Source organism: Virgibacillus sp. LDC-1 (assembly GCF_030137545.1).
Classification (GTDB): domain Bacteria; phylum Bacillota; class Bacilli; order Bacillales; family Amphibacillaceae; genus LDC-1.
In genome coordinates, this window is the sequence record NZ_JARUVL010000009.1 from 110,211 (window position 1) to 125,881 (window position 15,671).

A 15,671-nucleotide genomic window follows, 5' to 3' on the forward strand; every position below is an offset into this window, starting at 1 on the left:
AAGGTGAGGTGTGAGGCATGAATTTGGACTTTAGCCAAATCGTGCCTTATATTCCTTTTATGTTAGAAGGAATATGGGTAACGTTAAAGTTTGTAAGTGTTTCGATATTGGTTGGTTTTATTCTTGGTACACTACTCGCATTGTGCAAGATTACGAAGCTGCCTTTTCTAAAAGGCTTTGCCGATGCGTATACTTCTATTTTTAGAGGTACGCCACTTATCTTGCAATTAATGATTATTTACTTTGCAGTTCCACAATTAACTGGCTATGACATTTCGGCATTTTTATCCGCTGTCCTTGCATTTGGTTTAAATTCTGCAGCATATGTGTCTGAAATTATTCGCGCAGGTATTATGGCAGTAGATCGCGGACAAACAGAGGCCGCGGAAGCACTTGGTGTTCCGTATAAAGACATGATGATGCATATCATTCTCCCACAGGCAATAAAAAATATCCTGCCTGCATTGATGAATGAATTTATTACATTAACGAAGGAATCTGCCATTGTTTCTGTTATCGGATACCTTGATCTGATGCGTCGTGCGCAAATTGTTGGTGCCGACATTTATCGGAATTTTGAACCGTTGCTATTTGCGGGGCTTATTTATTGGGTCATGGTGTTCGTCTTAACACAAATCGGTAAGGTTGTAGAACGGAGGCTTCGTTACAGTGATTAACGTAAATAATTTAACAAAAAAGTTTGGAAAAACAACTGTATTAAATAATATTTCTACTTCGATAAATCGGGGCGAGGTAGTAGCAATTATCGGTCCTTCTGGATCAGGAAAATCAACATTTCTTCGCTGCTTAAACCAGTTAGAGCAGCCATCCTCCGGAGAAATATGGATAAATGGAAAAGAAATTGCACAGGAGAAGAATAAGGAGCTTATCCGCAAAAACATTGGGATGGTGTTCCAGCATTTTCATTTATTTCCGCATATGACCGTGTTGAAAAATATAACGTATGCACCGCAAACCGTGAAGAAGATTAGTGAAAGTGAAGCGAAAGAAAATGCATTGGAGTTGTTGAAAAAGGTTGGATTAAGTGAGAAAGCAGAAACCTTTCCGAATCGATTATCAGGAGGACAAAAACAACGTGTAGCAATTGCTCGTGCATTGGCAATGGAACCCGAAATCATGTTATTTGACGAACCAACATCTGCGCTTGATCCAGAAATGGTAAAAGAGGTACTAGACGTCATGAAGGATCTTGCCAATACCGGAATGACAATGGTGATTGTAACTCATGAGATGGGGTTTGCTCGTGAGGTAGCAGATCGTATCTTGTTTTTAGATGAAGGACAATTAATGGAAGATGAAAAGCCAGATTCCTTTTTTACCCACCCAAATACCGAGCGTGCCCAAGCATTTTTAGAGAAAATATTGTAGTCTAAACGAAATAAAAACACGTAGCTAACTAACTACGTGTTTTTTAATGCTTCTTCTATTGAAGCTTTGAGTTTTTCTGGTTTTGTTTGTGGAGCAAAGCGACCTAAAATTTCCCCATTACGTCCAATAAGGAATTTTGTAAAGTTCCATTTAATTTGATTGGTAAGCATTCCTTTTGTTTCCTTTGTTAAATACTGAAACAAAGGATGGGCGTTCTCACCTTTTACATCAACTTTGCGAAACATTGGAAATGATACACCATAATTTTTCTCGCAAAATTGGGCAATTTCCTCATCCGTGCCTGGATCCTGATTAGCGAATTGGTTGCAAGGAAATCCGAGAATGGTTAAGCCCGCATCACTAAATTCCTCATGTAATGCTTGCAATCCTTCAAACTGCGGGGTAAAGCCACATTTACTTGCAGTATTCACAATAAGCAGTACATTGCCTTGATAATCCTTTAAGGATTTTTCTTCTCCAGTAATCGTTGTTACGGAATAATCGTATAACCCCATTTTGATCATCTCCTCTTAACCGTATGATAGCGAAGTAGCGGATACACGTCAAAGCATAATGCTTCGTTATATAAGCTGCTAGTTATCCAAAAAAGAAAATACAAATTTATGTGGGACACACATAAAAAACAAATCCAGATGTCTTCCAAGAGAAGACATCTGGATTTTAGTTAGATTGCTGCTTGTGTAGTTTCTTGTTCAATCGAATCAAGTCGTTGTTGAATTTCTTCATCTGTTAAGTTGTGTTCTTTTACATAAAGATTGCGAGGAGTTACACGGCATTCATGTGTACAGCCACGCATATATTTATGCTCATTTTCCTCTGAGCAAAGAATTTGTTTGTTACATTCTGGGTTAGCACAGTTAACATAGCGTTCACACGGTGTGCCATCAAAATAATCTACCCCAACAATTACATGTTCCTTTTGGTTAACGGGAACAGAGATACGCTCATCAAAAACATAGCATTTTCCATCCCAAAGCTCTCCTTGAACTTCAGGATCCTTCCCATACGTAACGATTCCGCCATGCAGCTGATTTACTTCATCAAAGCCCTCGCGTTTTAACCAACCGGAAAACTTTTCACAGCGTATTCCACCAGTACAATACGTTAAAATGCGTTTACCTTCAAGCAACTCTTTATTTTCTCTTATCCAATCTGGTAATTCGCGGAATGTATGGATGTCTGGGCGAACAGCACCACGGAAATGACCAAGATCATATTCGTAATCATTGCGGGCATCGATGACAATGGTATTTTCATCCTGCATCGCTTCAAAGAACGCTTTGGGCTCTAAATAATTTCCAGTGATTTCTTTCGGATTAATATCATCTTCTAGACGAAGTGTTACTAATTCTTTTCGTGGACGAACGTGCATTTTTTTGAAAGCATGGCCTTCATGAAGATCCATTTTAAATACCATTTCCTTGAAGCGTGGATCGTTATGCATCATTTCCATATACGCATCCGTCTGCTCGATTGTACCCGAAACCGTCCCATTGATTCCTTCATGTGCTACCAGAATACGGCCTTTTAAACCCGTTTCCTTACAAAATTGAAGATGCTCAGCAGCAAATGCTTCTGGATCCTCAATCGTTACATAATGGTAGTAAAGTAACACACGATATTCTTTCTTGTTCTCCATCTTTTTTTCCACCTATCATTTATATTTGCAAGATACAAATGTGTGGGGTTTATTTGTAAATCATTCTTGCATAAAGGTTATTATAACAACCTTTATGCGTAATTTCAAAGTAAAATTTCTATCCGCTAAACATTAAAGCCTGCAACCGTTAAGGGGCAAGTTCTGATATCGTTGGTATCTTCTCCCTTTAACTAGTTAGTTGATTTCCATTAAATGTATATAAGCAGACTACAATTGCCCGCTTCTAATTTAAACAAAATGAACATAATGTGAATTATTTCACAAAAAGAACATGATTTAATGTTTTTATTATTTTTTTATGTGAGTAAGAGCGATTATTTATCTAATGATGTCAATATTTAACGTAAAATTTCGCAGGCAAAGTATAAAGACATTACATACGAACGATTAATATAATTAACTTGTACAAACGAACGGGGGGCTGCTTATAAGGACATGCCAAATCGAGGCATTTTGATTTCAGAGTTTATAGCGTTTCTGTGAATAGTGGATTGATAGACATTCTATACATCGTAGATCGCACATCTCCAAGCCTGTAACTATTCTCTGCACTTATTTTCGAATTAAATGTAAAGGCTTGGGTAATTTATAAAGGATGGTTATCCATTAATAGGAAGGTGTTCCTTTCTCACGCAGTACCTCTAAAACACAGCAATTAAAAAATATTAAATGATATGGAGGAAACGATGATGAAAAATAAGAAAAGAAATGTATTTTCTGTCATTGCAGCATTATTGTTTATGCTTATTTCAGGCTTTCAAGTATTTGCTGCAGAAGCAACTGCAGAAATTCAAACACCAACAGGGTTTTATGCTGTTTTGGTAATTGTTCCGTTAATCGTTATTTTAACGTTATTATTCTTGAAGGTAGATATGTTAGCTGCCGGTTTTGTTGGTGGTACATTGGCAATGCTAATTGGTGGTATTGGATTAGCGCAGGCAAATGAACAATTCTTATCTACAATCCCTGGCATGCTATCTATTACTGTTCCGATTATTAACTCGGCAATCGCGATGGCTGTATTTAAATCAGGTGGTTACACTGCAGCACTTGCACTAGTAAGACGTAAAATAGGAAATAAAGGAGAATACATGGCTGCATTTATCGTTATTTTGCAAGCGGCAGCTACGTATATGTCTGGTATTGGTGGCGGAAGTGCAATGGTTATTGCGCCATTGGCATTTGCTGCTGTTGGGGCTATTCCTGAGCTTATCGCAGCAATGTCTATCGCAACCGCTGTTTCCTTTACGACATCACCTGCTTCGCTTGAATCTGGAATCGTATCAAAGCTTTCTGGAATTCCAGTTGCAGATTATGTAGCAGAGATGCGCATTTTCACCCTAATTTTTGTTGTTCTATCCGTAATATTAGGATTCTATGGAGCTAAAAAACGTAAAGTTGTATTTAAAGGTGAAGAAAATAGTGAATTTGCTAATTTAAATAATGGCCAATTGTTTAAGATTACGATTCCAGCAATTTTTATGCTTGCTGCTGTAATTCTTGGACCATTTGTAAATAAAGCAATTGGCTTTGGATTAATTAATCCGCTCGTATATACAGTTGTTACCGTTGCTTTAATCTATGTATGTACAAAGTTTAACCTGAATGAATCAATGGAAGCAGTCGTTGATGGTTCAACTTATATTCTTACTCGTTTATTTGCAGTAGGTATTTTCTTATCCTTCATCAATATCATTGGTGACACAGGAGCGTTTCAAGTAATTGCCAGCTTGGCAGAAGCCGCACCTGCTGCTTTAGTTGTTCCTGCAGCTGTTTTAGCGGGTATTCTAGTAGGTATTCCTGCCGGTGCTTATGTAGGATCAATTCTTGGTCTTGTATTGCCGGTTGCTGTTTCGTTAAATTTCTCACCAGTTGCCTTAGGATTCGTAGCAATGGGTGTTGGATTAGGTAGTCAATTAAGCTTTGTTAATATTACGATGCAAGCATTATCAGCTGGTTTCCAAATTCCGATTATTCAAGTTGTAAAAGGAAACGGAAAATGGGTTGGAATGGCAATGGCATTACTTTTAGTAATCGCATTCTTCTTAGGATAAGTTTAAAATTAAAAACGAATGTTGGAGGGGATTTTAGATGGATATTTTAATTAGACAAGCAAGATTGGAAGATGATGCACCACTTAAAGATATTGCAATTAAGGATGGTAAGATTGTTGCAATTGAAGCACAGATCGATGCAGAGGCAGCGCGTGTTATCGAAGCGAATGGAAAAGTATTAATCCCAGGGCTTGTGGAAAGCCATATTCACTTAGACAAGGCGTTAATTGCTGATCGACTTCCAAACAAGTCTGGTACACTACAAGAAGCATTAAGTGTAACTGCTGAACTAAAACCAACCTTCACGAAAGAAGACATTGTGGATCGTGCAGAACGTACATTAGAAATGCTTATTAAACATGGAACAACACATGTACGTACCCATTCAGAATTTGATCCATCGCAAGGATTCACTGGATTTGATGTTGTCATGGGTCTGAAAGAGAAATACAAGAACCTTGTAGATATTCAGGTTGTAGCTTTTCCACAGGAAGGAATTTATAAGGCGCCAGGTACAGAAGAAATGATGTACCAAGCAATGGATGCGAATGCGGATGTTGTTGGAGGTATTCCATATAATGATACACCTGCGGATAAGCATATTGATTTAGTTTTTGAAATTGCGAAGAAATATGACAAGCCAATTGATTTTCATCAGGATTTTAAAGATGATGCAGAAGGCATGACGATTGAATATCTTTGTGATAAAACAATTGCAGAAGGCTATCAAGGACGCGTTTCTGTAGGTCATTTAACGAGCCTAGGCGCACTTCCAAAGGAACGTCTAGAGCCCATTATTGAAAAGATGGCTAAGGCACAAATTAGTGTCATGAGCTTACCTGCTACAGACCTGCATCTTGGTGGTCGTAGAGATGAATTTAATGTTCGCCGTGCATTAACACCAATTCGTGCGCTTCGAGACGGTGGGGTCAATATGTGTATCGCAACGAATAATATTCGGAATGCGTTCACTCCTTATGGAACAGGAGATTTACTGCAAACAGCAATGCTTGCAATTCCAACTGCTCACTTAGGTGGAGCAGCAGATCTTCCAACCGTATTGCCAATGCTAACAACAAATCCTGCTAAAGCGCTTGGATTAACAGATTATGGTATCGAAGTAGGAAAAGCAGCAAATGTTGTACTCCTAGATACAGAATCAGTAACAAATGCGGTAATTGATCTTCCTACAAGATTGTTTGTAGTAAAAGATGGGAAAATCACCGTTGAAACAGAAAAAACAGTGCATGTTTATCGCTAATATTTCAATGCAAAAACGGCTCCTGCATAAATGGAGCCGTTTTTTTGTTAACGTTGCATAAAGCCTCTGTTTATTTTAGTATGTCGTGAAGAAACGTGCGAATTGACTCGATATTTCCGAGCACTTCTTGTTCTAGCTTTTGATCATGTTCTAGCTTTTTCAAAGCTTTAGCTAATATTTGTTTTTCTTGCTCTTGTGGGACAACAACAACACCATCTGCATCGCCTACAATAATATCGCCGGGTTTGATTGGCATACCCCCACAAGAAATCGGCTGATTTAATTCGCCGACACCAATTTTATTACTAGCAGCAACTGTTGTACCTTTGCAAAACACAGGGAAGTTTAATGCGCGCACAGCCGCTTTATCACGAATCACGCCATCTGCTACAACCCCTTTAATTCCTAGCTTTTGTGCCATTCCAAGATATAAATCGCCTGCGACTGCACGATACGTATCGCCCTTTGCATCGATAACTAACACATCGTCCTTCTTTGCTCCATTAATTGCTTTTAAAACTGCTAAGTTATCGCCAACAGGTATTTTTACCGTGAATGCACGACCAACAAGCTTATCGTCATCGTGTAGTGGCTTAATGTCAGAATCAAGATTATACAAGCCTTTTGTTGCATCAGATATACATGTGGTTGGAACGGATTCAAATTGCTTTAAAATAGATTCAGTCATCAGTATGTCTCCTTTACGTATAACGTTTATTAAATGAAACCACGCTTTGGTTCAAGACGTCAAGACAGGAAAGGCAAACATAGAAAAAATGAATAACAAATGTGTCAAAGCGATGAAATGTTCTTTCATATAGCATAAGATAAAACGTTTTTAGAGGTTTACGATGTATAATATCCTAATACTACCAACTAAATTTGATTGTTGTCTTATCGCAATCTATCGGATTTGTGGTAATCTAAATAAGTGCTATTCGAAAAGAAAAGATTAGCATTACTTAGAATATTACGATTAACTCTTTTTATACAACATACAAAAAAATTCGTGTTATTCATTTCATGTATACTAAAATAAAAAGAGCAAATTTGGATTGGGGTGATTGATATAGAATTTACCGTCAGAGATTTAATGAAAATGGAGATTATGAAGGATGCAAGATATATAGGAGATAGTGATGGCTACCAGCATAAGGTTTCGGGAATTACGGTACTGGACACACCAGAAATATCTACGTGGTTAAAGGGTGGAGAGCTTCTTATTACGAGCTTGTATCCAATAAGGAACCATACGGACCATGAGATTTCTGACTGGATGCAGCACTTATCAACAAAGAAAATAAGTGCACTCATCATTAAAATACAAAAAGTCTTTGATGAAATTCCTGCAAGCATTTTAACAGCAGGCAGAACTTATCACATTCCAATTATTCAAATCCCAGTTAATATGCCCTTTATTGATGTGATGTATCCGGTCATGGAAGAGCTTCTTAATAATAAAGTAACGAAGTTAAAGTATTTTATTGAAGTGCACGATCGTTTTACAAGTTTATCGCTTGCAGATTCAGGAATAGAAGGCATTATTGAAGCGCTAGATGATTTGTTAGGGAATCCGGTAGTCGTTTATGACCGAGATTTTCGTCCGATTGTTGCATCTGATCAAGTAACGATGACATTCTCAGAATTGGAAACACTCCAAAGCCAATCCGAAGTATCAACAAAATTTCCACTCTACCGTAAGCTAGTTACTTTTCCTGCTTTACCAGAACGCACATATCAACAAATAGTTGTACCTATTGAAACGATAAATAATATTAAAATCAACCTCGTAGTAAATGAAATAAATAAGCTGATTACGGAATTTGATTTTATTGCAATTGAAAGTGCTGCAACAGCGCTATCTTTAGAAATGGTAAAACAAATTGCCGTAGCAGAGGTAGAAAAGAAATTTAAAAATGATATCGTAGATGATTTGATATCAGGAAAAATTAAATCGTTAACAAACCTATATAATCGTGCAAATATTATTGATCTTAAATTAGAGGGGCGTTATGCGGTCGTTTTATTCCACTTAAATGTACCAAAAGAAGATGAAGAGAACAGGGTATCACACGATAAAAACAACCATAAGCAACAGCAAAAGTATTATCAGCTTTTAAGTGAAGCGATTCATTACGCTTTTCCAAGTGCCATTATTCGCAGTCGAAGCGATGTTATCATTGTGCTTTGGCAAACAGATGCAGGGGCAGAAAGCAATAAAGGTGAATTAGAAAAAATAAAAGCGAAAGCACAAGACATTGTACGGAAATTTCATACCAATACAACCGACTATCATGTCCAAATTGGCTTGGGCAATGTTGCGAAGTCCATCATTGACCTACCTAAAAGCTACCATGAAGCTCAAGACGCGTTAGAATTAGGACAAATATATAATCATTCAGATTTTATTGTTAGCTTTAGTGAACTCGGAATATACAGGCTCTTGTATCAATTTGAGGATGTAGCTGCCTTAAAAAAATTCATACCAGATTCATTAACAAAGCTGTTAGCCTATCAGCATTCACATAAGAATGATTTAATTGAGACATTAAAAGTATTTTTGCAATGTAATCAAAATGCGGCAAAAGCAGCTAAATTACTTTATGTGCATTATAAAACGATTACCTACCGTTTAGAACGGATAAAAGAGATTACGGGGTTAGATTTTGATGATTCTGAAGAGATGCTTTCTATCCAAGTAGGGTTGCGCATTTTAGATATACTGGAAAAAGAAAATAAAAAAAATACTTACTAAATGAAAATATCCCATTCCAAGGGATATTTTTTTTATGCGCGGTTAAAGTAATACTAGCTTTTTTCCTTATTTAATGAAGTTTTAAGATTTGTGAACAGCATTTGCAAAACATCGGATAAGTTTTATCTAAAGTAGATAAAACACTAACCGATTTTTATCTACTATACACATGGTAATTTGCTTTGTGAAGGTTTACAATTTGTGATAGATAAAGTGATACGCGTTTCATGTGTATCAGTTTACTTTATGAGTGAAAGGATGCTTGGAACAAACGATTAGCGTAATCACTTTTTCCGGTTCATTTATTCTTAAACCATCATTTTTTGCGAATGAATTGTTTTAGGATTTATGTGTGAAACGTTCATGTTGCAAGCTTTCACTTTATTGTGGAAAGGAGATGTATTTCTTGAAGGTTACGAAGCAGGAGCTGAAAGAGCTTATTAAGACAAAGCTACACCGAGCAGGGCTTCAAGAGCATCATGCTGATGGCGTGGCAGATGTACTCGTGCATGCAGATGCAAGAGGTGTGCATTCCCACGGCGCGATGCGAGTGGAATATTATGCAGAGCGAATTGCGAAAGGTGGCATTAATACAAACCCTAACTTTCAGTTTGAAAAAACTGGTCCATCTACAGCTGTTTTTGACGGAGACAATGGTGTTGGACACGTTGTAGCCAAAGAAGCGATGGACGAAGCTATTCATATGGCAAAAGCTAATGGAATCGCTGCTGTAGGTGTTCGCAGAATGAGTCATAGTGGTGCATTATCTTATTTTGTGCAACAAGCTGCAGAACAAGATTTGATTGGGATTTCAGTATGTCAATCAGATCCGATGGTCGTTCCGTTTGGAGGGGCAGAGCCTTACTATGGTACAAATCCAATAGCATTTGCAGTTCAAGGAAAGAATAATGAAATTATTACAATGGATATGGCTACGACAGTTCAAGCTTGGGGCAAAATATTGCACGCAAGATCCAAGCAAGAAACAATTCCAGATTCTTGGGCAGTAGATAAAGAAGGAATGCCAACTACCGATCCGTTTTCTGTAAACGCATTACTTCCAATTGCTGGTCCAAAAGGCTATGGATTAATGATGATGGTCGATATCCTTTCAGGCATATTACTAGGCCTTCCATTTGGTCGTAATGTTTCTTCCATGTATGAGGATTTGACAGCATATCGTAATCTTGGTCAGCTTCATATCGTCATTAACCCTGCGTTCTTTACTGGACTTGATGGGTTTAAAGATAGCTTAACGGCTTCTATGGAAGATTTAAACAATATCACACCAGCACCAGGCTTTGATAAAGTATATTATCCTGGTCAGCGAAGTGCGATAAGAGAAAAGAACAGTGAAGAGAATGGCATTGAAATTGTAGATGAAATTTATGAGTATTTAGTTTCTGATGTGGTTCATAACAACGCTTATGATCATAAAGATCCATTTGCGAAATAATATAAAATTTATTAGAGGTGATTGGAATGCTTCATACAATTATTAAAAAGAATTCTTATCAAGATTCTGTAAACCTAATGCTCCTCACAAACGCAGTGTCTGTTATTGAAGGGGTTAATAAAATCCAAATCATGATGGGTACACCTGCAAACAAAGATATTTTTAAGGGTGCTGGTTTATACACAGAAGAACTAGAAGCTGCAGCAGCAAATGATATGTGTATCGTCCTTGACACAGATTCAGAAGACAAAATCGACGAAGTGTTAAAGGCTGTTGATGATTACTTAAAAAACCAAGCGATCAGTAAAACAGGAAGCGAATTTGAAACTGTTCGTACTTGGGATCGTGCTTTAAAAGAAATGCCAGACGCCAATCTAGCAGTTATTTCAGTGCCAGGTCAAAGTGCAGCTGACGAAGCACATAAAGCACTTGATAATGGACTTAACGTGTTTATGTTTAGTGATAACGTATCCTTCGAAGATGAGTTAGCTCTAAAGCAAAAAGCACATGACAAAGGCTTACTTGTAATGGGACCGGATTGCGGAACAGGTATCATTTCAAGTATTCCAATTGCATTTACAAACGTTGTAAAAGAAGGAAAAATTGGTATTGTTGGTGCATCTGGAACAGGAATCCAAGAAGTTACTACGATTATTGATCGACTAGGAGAAGGTGTAGTACACGCACTAGGAACAGGTGGACGTGACCTATCTGATAAAGTCGGTGCCATTACAATGATGGATGGTATCCGTGCATTGGAAAATCATAGTAAAACAGAAGTGATTACGATTATTTCCAAGCCACCAGCAAAAGAAGTGCGTGATCGCGTTGTTCAATTGCTTCACAGTTTGTCGAAGCCAGTTGTTACGATTTTCCTTGGTGAAAAACCAACACAGCATGAAGGAAATGTTTATCAAGCATATACTCTTGAAGAAACAGCTCGTATTGCGGTTGATTTAGCAAGAGGAAATGAAATTAAAGAAGATTACAGCAAATTTGATCAAGATGTTACCGATGTGAAATTAAATCCAGAGCAAACTACTATTAAAGGACTTTATTCTGGTGGAACACTTGCATATGAAGCTGCAACACTTATTTCCGATGCGTTAGAATTGAAAAAAGGAGAAGCAGCATCTGAAGGCTTTGTTTTACGTGCAAATGGTCATGAAGTAGCGGATCTTGGTGATGATGTGTATACCCAAGGAAAGCCTCACCCAATGATTGATCCAGATACACGTGTGAAATTCATGGAAAAAGCTGCAGCAGATGAAACAACAGCGGTTATCTTATTTGATGTTGTTTTAGGCTACGGTTCTCATGAAGATATGGCTGGTGCATTGCTACCATCGATTCAAAAAATCAAGGCAAACCTTGAAGAACAAGGTAGAAACATTTACTTTGTAGCAACCGTTTGTGGAACAGAGCAAGATCCACAAAGCTATAAAGAGCAACGCGAAAAGCTTGCACAAGCTGGTGTTATTTTAAGAGATAGTAATAACGAAGCTGTTCGTACTGCATTAAGTGTTCTTGGTCTTCATGTTCATGATGTTACAAAGCAACACGTTGATTATACCGAAGAGAAGAGTCAAGAGGATCTATCTATTTCACCACAAATTGAACAACTAATTAATCAGAAGCCAGTTGTTATTAATGTCGGCTTAAAGAAATTCACAGATTCCGTCGTGAAGTATGGTGGACGCGTTGTTCAATACGATTGGCGCCCAATCGCTGGTGGAAATGAGCGTATGAGAAAAATCTTAAGCTTATTGAAGTAATTTGATTGTACAAACCGAAAACTACATTATCGAGGGAGAGATAACAATGAAATACCAATCCATTGATGAAGCAAACCGCGCAGTTCTTGATAAGATTGTTGGTTCAGCACCGTTTTTAACAGATGTTGTACCTGCGAAGTCTGTTATTAAGGAATTAGAAGAAAAAGTAATTCTTCATGCTGGACCACCGATTAAATGGGATGACATGACAGGTCCAATGCAAGGCTCTTGTGTAGGTGCTACTTTATTTGAAGGCTGGGCACAAACAGAGGATGAAGCAAAACAAATGCTTGCAAATGGTGAAGTGGAATTTATGCCATGTCACCATGTTAACGCAGTTGGACCAATGGGAGGAATTACAACAGGTAATATGCCTGTATTTGTTGTAGAAAACCGCTCAGAAGACAACCAAGCATATTGTATTATGAACGAAGGTATTGGTAAGGTGCTACGTTTTGGTGCTTACTCGAAAGAAGTAATTGATCGTTTACATTGGATGAAGGATGTACTTGGTCCAACTTTGTCTAAAGCACTTCAAAAAACAGAAGCAGGCTTAAACATTAATGTAATGGTTGCAAAAGCAATTACAATGGGTGACGAATTCCACCAACGTAATATTGCTGCTTCCCTAATTTTCTTGAAGGAAGTTGCTCCATTAATCGTTCAAGTGGATATGGATGAAAATGATCGCAAGGATGTTATGCAATTCCTAGCTGATACAGATCAGTTCTTCTTAAATATTATGATGGCAACTGGAAAAGCTGTACTTGACGGTGCTCGTAAAATTCAAGAAGGTACAGTTGTAACAGCAATGTGTAGAAACGGGAAAGACTTCGGAATTCGCATTAGTGGTATGGGTGATGAATGGTTCACAGCACCAGTTAATACGCCACAAGGCTTGTTCTTCACTGGTTATACGCAAGAAGATGCAAACTCTGACATTGGCGATAGTGCTATTACAGAAACCTTCGGTGTGGGTGGTTTCGCAATGATCGCTGCTCCTGGTGTTACTCGATTTGTTGGCGCTGGTGGCTTTGATGATGCACTATCTACAAGTAATGAAATGATGGAAATTTGTATTGATCAAAACCCTAACTTCACGGTTCCAACTTGGGATTTCAACGGAATCTGCCTTGGCATTGATGCTAGAAAAGTAGTAGAAACAGGAATCGAGCCAGTTATTAATACTGGGATTGCACATAAGGAACCAGGTGTTGGTCAGATTGGTGCTGGTACCGTACGTGCTCCATTAGCTTGCTTTGAAAAAGCGATTGAAGCATATGCTCAAAAATTAGGATTAATTTAAGTAAGTGATGATGGAAAGCATTATTGAAGCAAAGGAATATCATAAAGATATTCCTTTGCTACTCTTAAAAGATACGACTGGTTCTATTCACAGTATTTTTCAAAACGGATTGAATATCCGAGTAGGAGATGGATTGATCTTTATTGGAAGTCTGAAAAATGGTCGTCTACCGTTTGGAATTCATACAGGTGAGGATGATATACAGCAATTGCTGTATATTGCTCATAAACAACCGTATGTTAAAATAGAAAAAGATTCGTTACTTTTTGTAGAGGAGAATAAAACCTTAACCTTAGATTTACGTAAAGGAACTGCATTCTTTTATCCAATTGAAAAAAAGGATAAGACGAAGGAATACTTTCCATCATTCTCCCTATTTCTTGAACGATTAATGCTTGAAGATAAAACAATTGGAATAGAAGAACTATCCATTGTCGAATTTTTAGAAGATTATGTACAAGACACTCCAGACAAGGACAAGGAGTTGATTAGAAAGCTCTATCAATTAATGGATGCCGTCTTCTCAGATGACCCCATTTTTATTGAGCAAACGCTTCGGTACTTTCTTGGTCGTGGGAGTGGATTAACTCCTTCAGGAGATGATTTACTCGTAGGTGCTCTTGCCATTAATCAATATTCAAATGCATTTCATTCTTCATTTATGGATGGAATGAAAAAAATATTGCAAACTTCATCTGTCACAACGGATGTAAGTAAAGCTTACTTAGAAAGCGCTTTGCAAGGTAAATACAGCTCGGTTATTGCAAATATGGTTAATGATATAGCTGAAATTAACAGCGAAAAAATAGTACAACATTTTCAGGAGTTAGTAAATGTCGGACACAGCTCGGGAATAGATTCCGCGTTCGGTATATTAATTGGAATGTTGGCGATTAGGAGGAAAAGTGAATGAAAGAAAAAGTAGTAATTGCCTTAGGTGGAAATGCTATTCTCCAGCCTGGTCAAGAGGCAACATATCAAAATCAGCTTGATAATGTATCAAAATGCTCTAAAATCATTGCCCAAATCGTAAAGCAAGGCTATGAAGTTATTGTTACACACGGTAATGGTCCACAAGTCGGAAATATTTTACGCCAGAATGAAGAAGCAAAGGATGTCGTTCCTCCGTTTCCACTTGATGTTTGTAGTGCAGAATCACAAGGATTTATCGGCTACATGATGGAGCAAACGTTACGCAATGAGCTTCGTGAACTCGGATTAGATAATTCTGTTGTATGTATGCTAACAGAAACAGTTGTATCTCCAGAAGATCCAGCATTCCAAAATCCAACGAAGCCAATTGGTATTTTCTATAGTGAAGAAGAAGCGAATCGTCTTGCAAAGGAAAAAGGCTGGGTAGTAGCTGAGGATGCTGGTCGTGGTTGGCGTCGTGTCGTACCATCACCAATGCCTACATCCATTCTCGGTTCAGATGTAATCAAAACGTTAACAGATGCAGGCACAATTGTAATTGCATCTGGTGGTGGCGGTATTCCAGTAGTAAAGAAAGAAAACGGTACCTTTGAAGGAATTGAAGCGGTAATTGATAAAGATCGTAGTGGATTGAAGCTTTCTCAAGAAGCAAATGCGGATGTTTTTATGATCTTAACAGATGTAGATAATGTATATGTGAACTATGGTAAGCCAGATCAAAAAGCACTTGAACAAGTGTCTGTTGACGAGGTTAAAAAGTATGTAGAAGAAGGACAATTCTCTGCTGGAAGTATGGGACCTAAAGTCGAAGGAGCACTTGCATTTGCTGAATTCGGCGGAAAAGCAATTATCTGTTCATTAGCTAAAGCAGCTGAAGCACTAGAAGGAAAATCTGGTACTACTATTAAAAAATAATAAAGGAAAAAGGAGCATCCCGTGATGTGAACCCCTAGAGTTAGACCAAAAAATCTAACACTAGGGGTGTTTTAGTATGGCAAAGTATGACTTGGCTTTTAAGCTAGCGGTGGTACAAGCTTATTTAGCAGGAGAAGGAGGTTATT

General features: G+C 37.8%; 13 protein-coding genes. 10 read left to right on the forward strand and 3 right to left on the reverse strand.

All coding sequences use genetic code 11. The features are described from left to right. Positions 1-17 precede the first annotated feature (17 nt). Both QBK89_RS09775 and QBK89_RS09780 read left to right on the forward strand, forming a co-directional pair. The gene (locus QBK89_RS09775; RefSeq protein WP_284140860.1) at positions 18-677 is read left to right on the forward strand and encodes an amino acid ABC transporter permease; all 660 of its coding nucleotides are present in this window, start codon (positions 18-20) and stop codon (positions 675-677) included. Beyond that, complete coding sequence (locus QBK89_RS09780; protein ID WP_284140861.1) at positions 670-1,389, forward strand: amino acid ABC transporter ATP-binding protein; 720 nt, start codon at positions 670-672, stop codon at positions 1,387-1,389. The genes QBK89_RS09775 and QBK89_RS09780 overlap by 8 nt, the downstream gene beginning before the upstream one ends. A gap of 32 nt (positions 1,390-1,421) precedes the next feature. On the opposite strand, the gene QBK89_RS09785 is transcribed toward QBK89_RS09780, so the two are convergent. Further along, the gene (locus QBK89_RS09785; protein WP_284140862.1) at positions 1,422-1,904 is read right to left on the reverse strand and encodes a glutathione peroxidase; all 483 of its coding nucleotides are present in this window, start codon (positions 1,902-1,904) and stop codon (positions 1,422-1,424) included. Between the two features lie 170 nt (positions 1,905-2,074). Continuing rightward, a complete protein-coding gene (trhO, locus tag QBK89_RS09790) occupies positions 2,075-3,049 on the reverse strand; it encodes an oxygen-dependent tRNA uridine(34) hydroxylase TrhO (protein WP_284140863.1) in 975 nt (324 codons plus the stop codon). A 707-nt stretch (positions 3,050-3,756) separates the two neighbouring features. Here trhO and QBK89_RS09795 point away from each other — a divergent pair. Then, entirely contained in the window at positions 3,757-5,124 is a 1,368-nt protein-coding gene (locus QBK89_RS09795; protein ID WP_284140864.1) for a citrate transporter, read from the forward strand. Positions 5,125-5,161: 37 nt separating this feature from the next. After that, on the forward strand, positions 5,162-6,385 hold the full coding sequence (locus tag QBK89_RS09800; protein ID WP_284140865.1) for an amidohydrolase family protein: 1,224 nt from the start codon (positions 5,162-5,164) through the stop codon (positions 6,383-6,385). A gap of 70 nt (positions 6,386-6,455) precedes the next feature. On the opposite strand, the gene QBK89_RS09805 is transcribed toward QBK89_RS09800, so the two are convergent. After that, on the reverse strand, positions 6,456-7,073 hold the full coding sequence (locus QBK89_RS09805) for an RraA family protein (protein ID WP_284140866.1): 618 nt from the start codon (positions 7,071-7,073) through the stop codon (positions 6,456-6,458). A 411-nt stretch (positions 7,074-7,484) separates the two neighbouring features. Here QBK89_RS09805 and QBK89_RS09810 point away from each other — a divergent pair, with 411 nt between their 5' ends. The 6 genes from QBK89_RS09810 (at position 7,485) to arcC (ending at position 15,525) form a co-directional block, all read left to right on the forward strand. Further along, positions 7,485-9,140 (forward strand): PucR family transcriptional regulator, encoded by a 1,656-nt coding sequence (locus tag QBK89_RS09810; RefSeq protein WP_284140876.1) that lies wholly within the window; start codon positions 7,485-7,487, stop codon positions 9,138-9,140. Positions 9,141-9,546: 406 nt separating this feature from the next. After that, positions 9,547-10,596, forward strand: coding sequence for an ureidoglycolate dehydrogenase (gene allD / locus QBK89_RS09815; RefSeq protein ID WP_284140867.1), 1,050 nt, complete (start codon positions 9,547-9,549; stop codon positions 10,594-10,596). Between the two features lie 26 nt (positions 10,597-10,622). Beyond that, on the forward strand, positions 10,623-12,371 hold the full coding sequence (fdrA, locus tag QBK89_RS09820; RefSeq protein ID WP_284140868.1) for an acyl-CoA synthetase FdrA: 1,749 nt from the start codon (positions 10,623-10,625) through the stop codon (positions 12,369-12,371). Between the two features lie 46 nt (positions 12,372-12,417). Beyond that, positions 12,418-13,677, forward strand: a complete 1,260-nt coding sequence (locus tag QBK89_RS09825) for a YlbE family protein (protein WP_284140869.1) — start codon at positions 12,418-12,420, stop codon at positions 13,675-13,677. Positions 13,678-13,684: 7 nt separating this feature from the next. Further along, positions 13,685-14,590: an oxamate carbamoyltransferase subunit AllH family protein gene (locus QBK89_RS09830; protein ID WP_284140877.1), complete on the forward strand. Its 906-nt coding sequence runs from the start codon at positions 13,685-13,687 to the stop codon at positions 14,588-14,590. Further along, a complete protein-coding gene (gene arcC / locus QBK89_RS09835) occupies positions 14,587-15,525 on the forward strand; it encodes a carbamate kinase (protein ID WP_284140870.1) in 939 nt (312 codons plus the stop codon). The genes QBK89_RS09830 and arcC overlap by 4 nt, the downstream gene beginning before the upstream one ends. Positions 15,526-15,671: the final 146 nt, after the last annotated feature.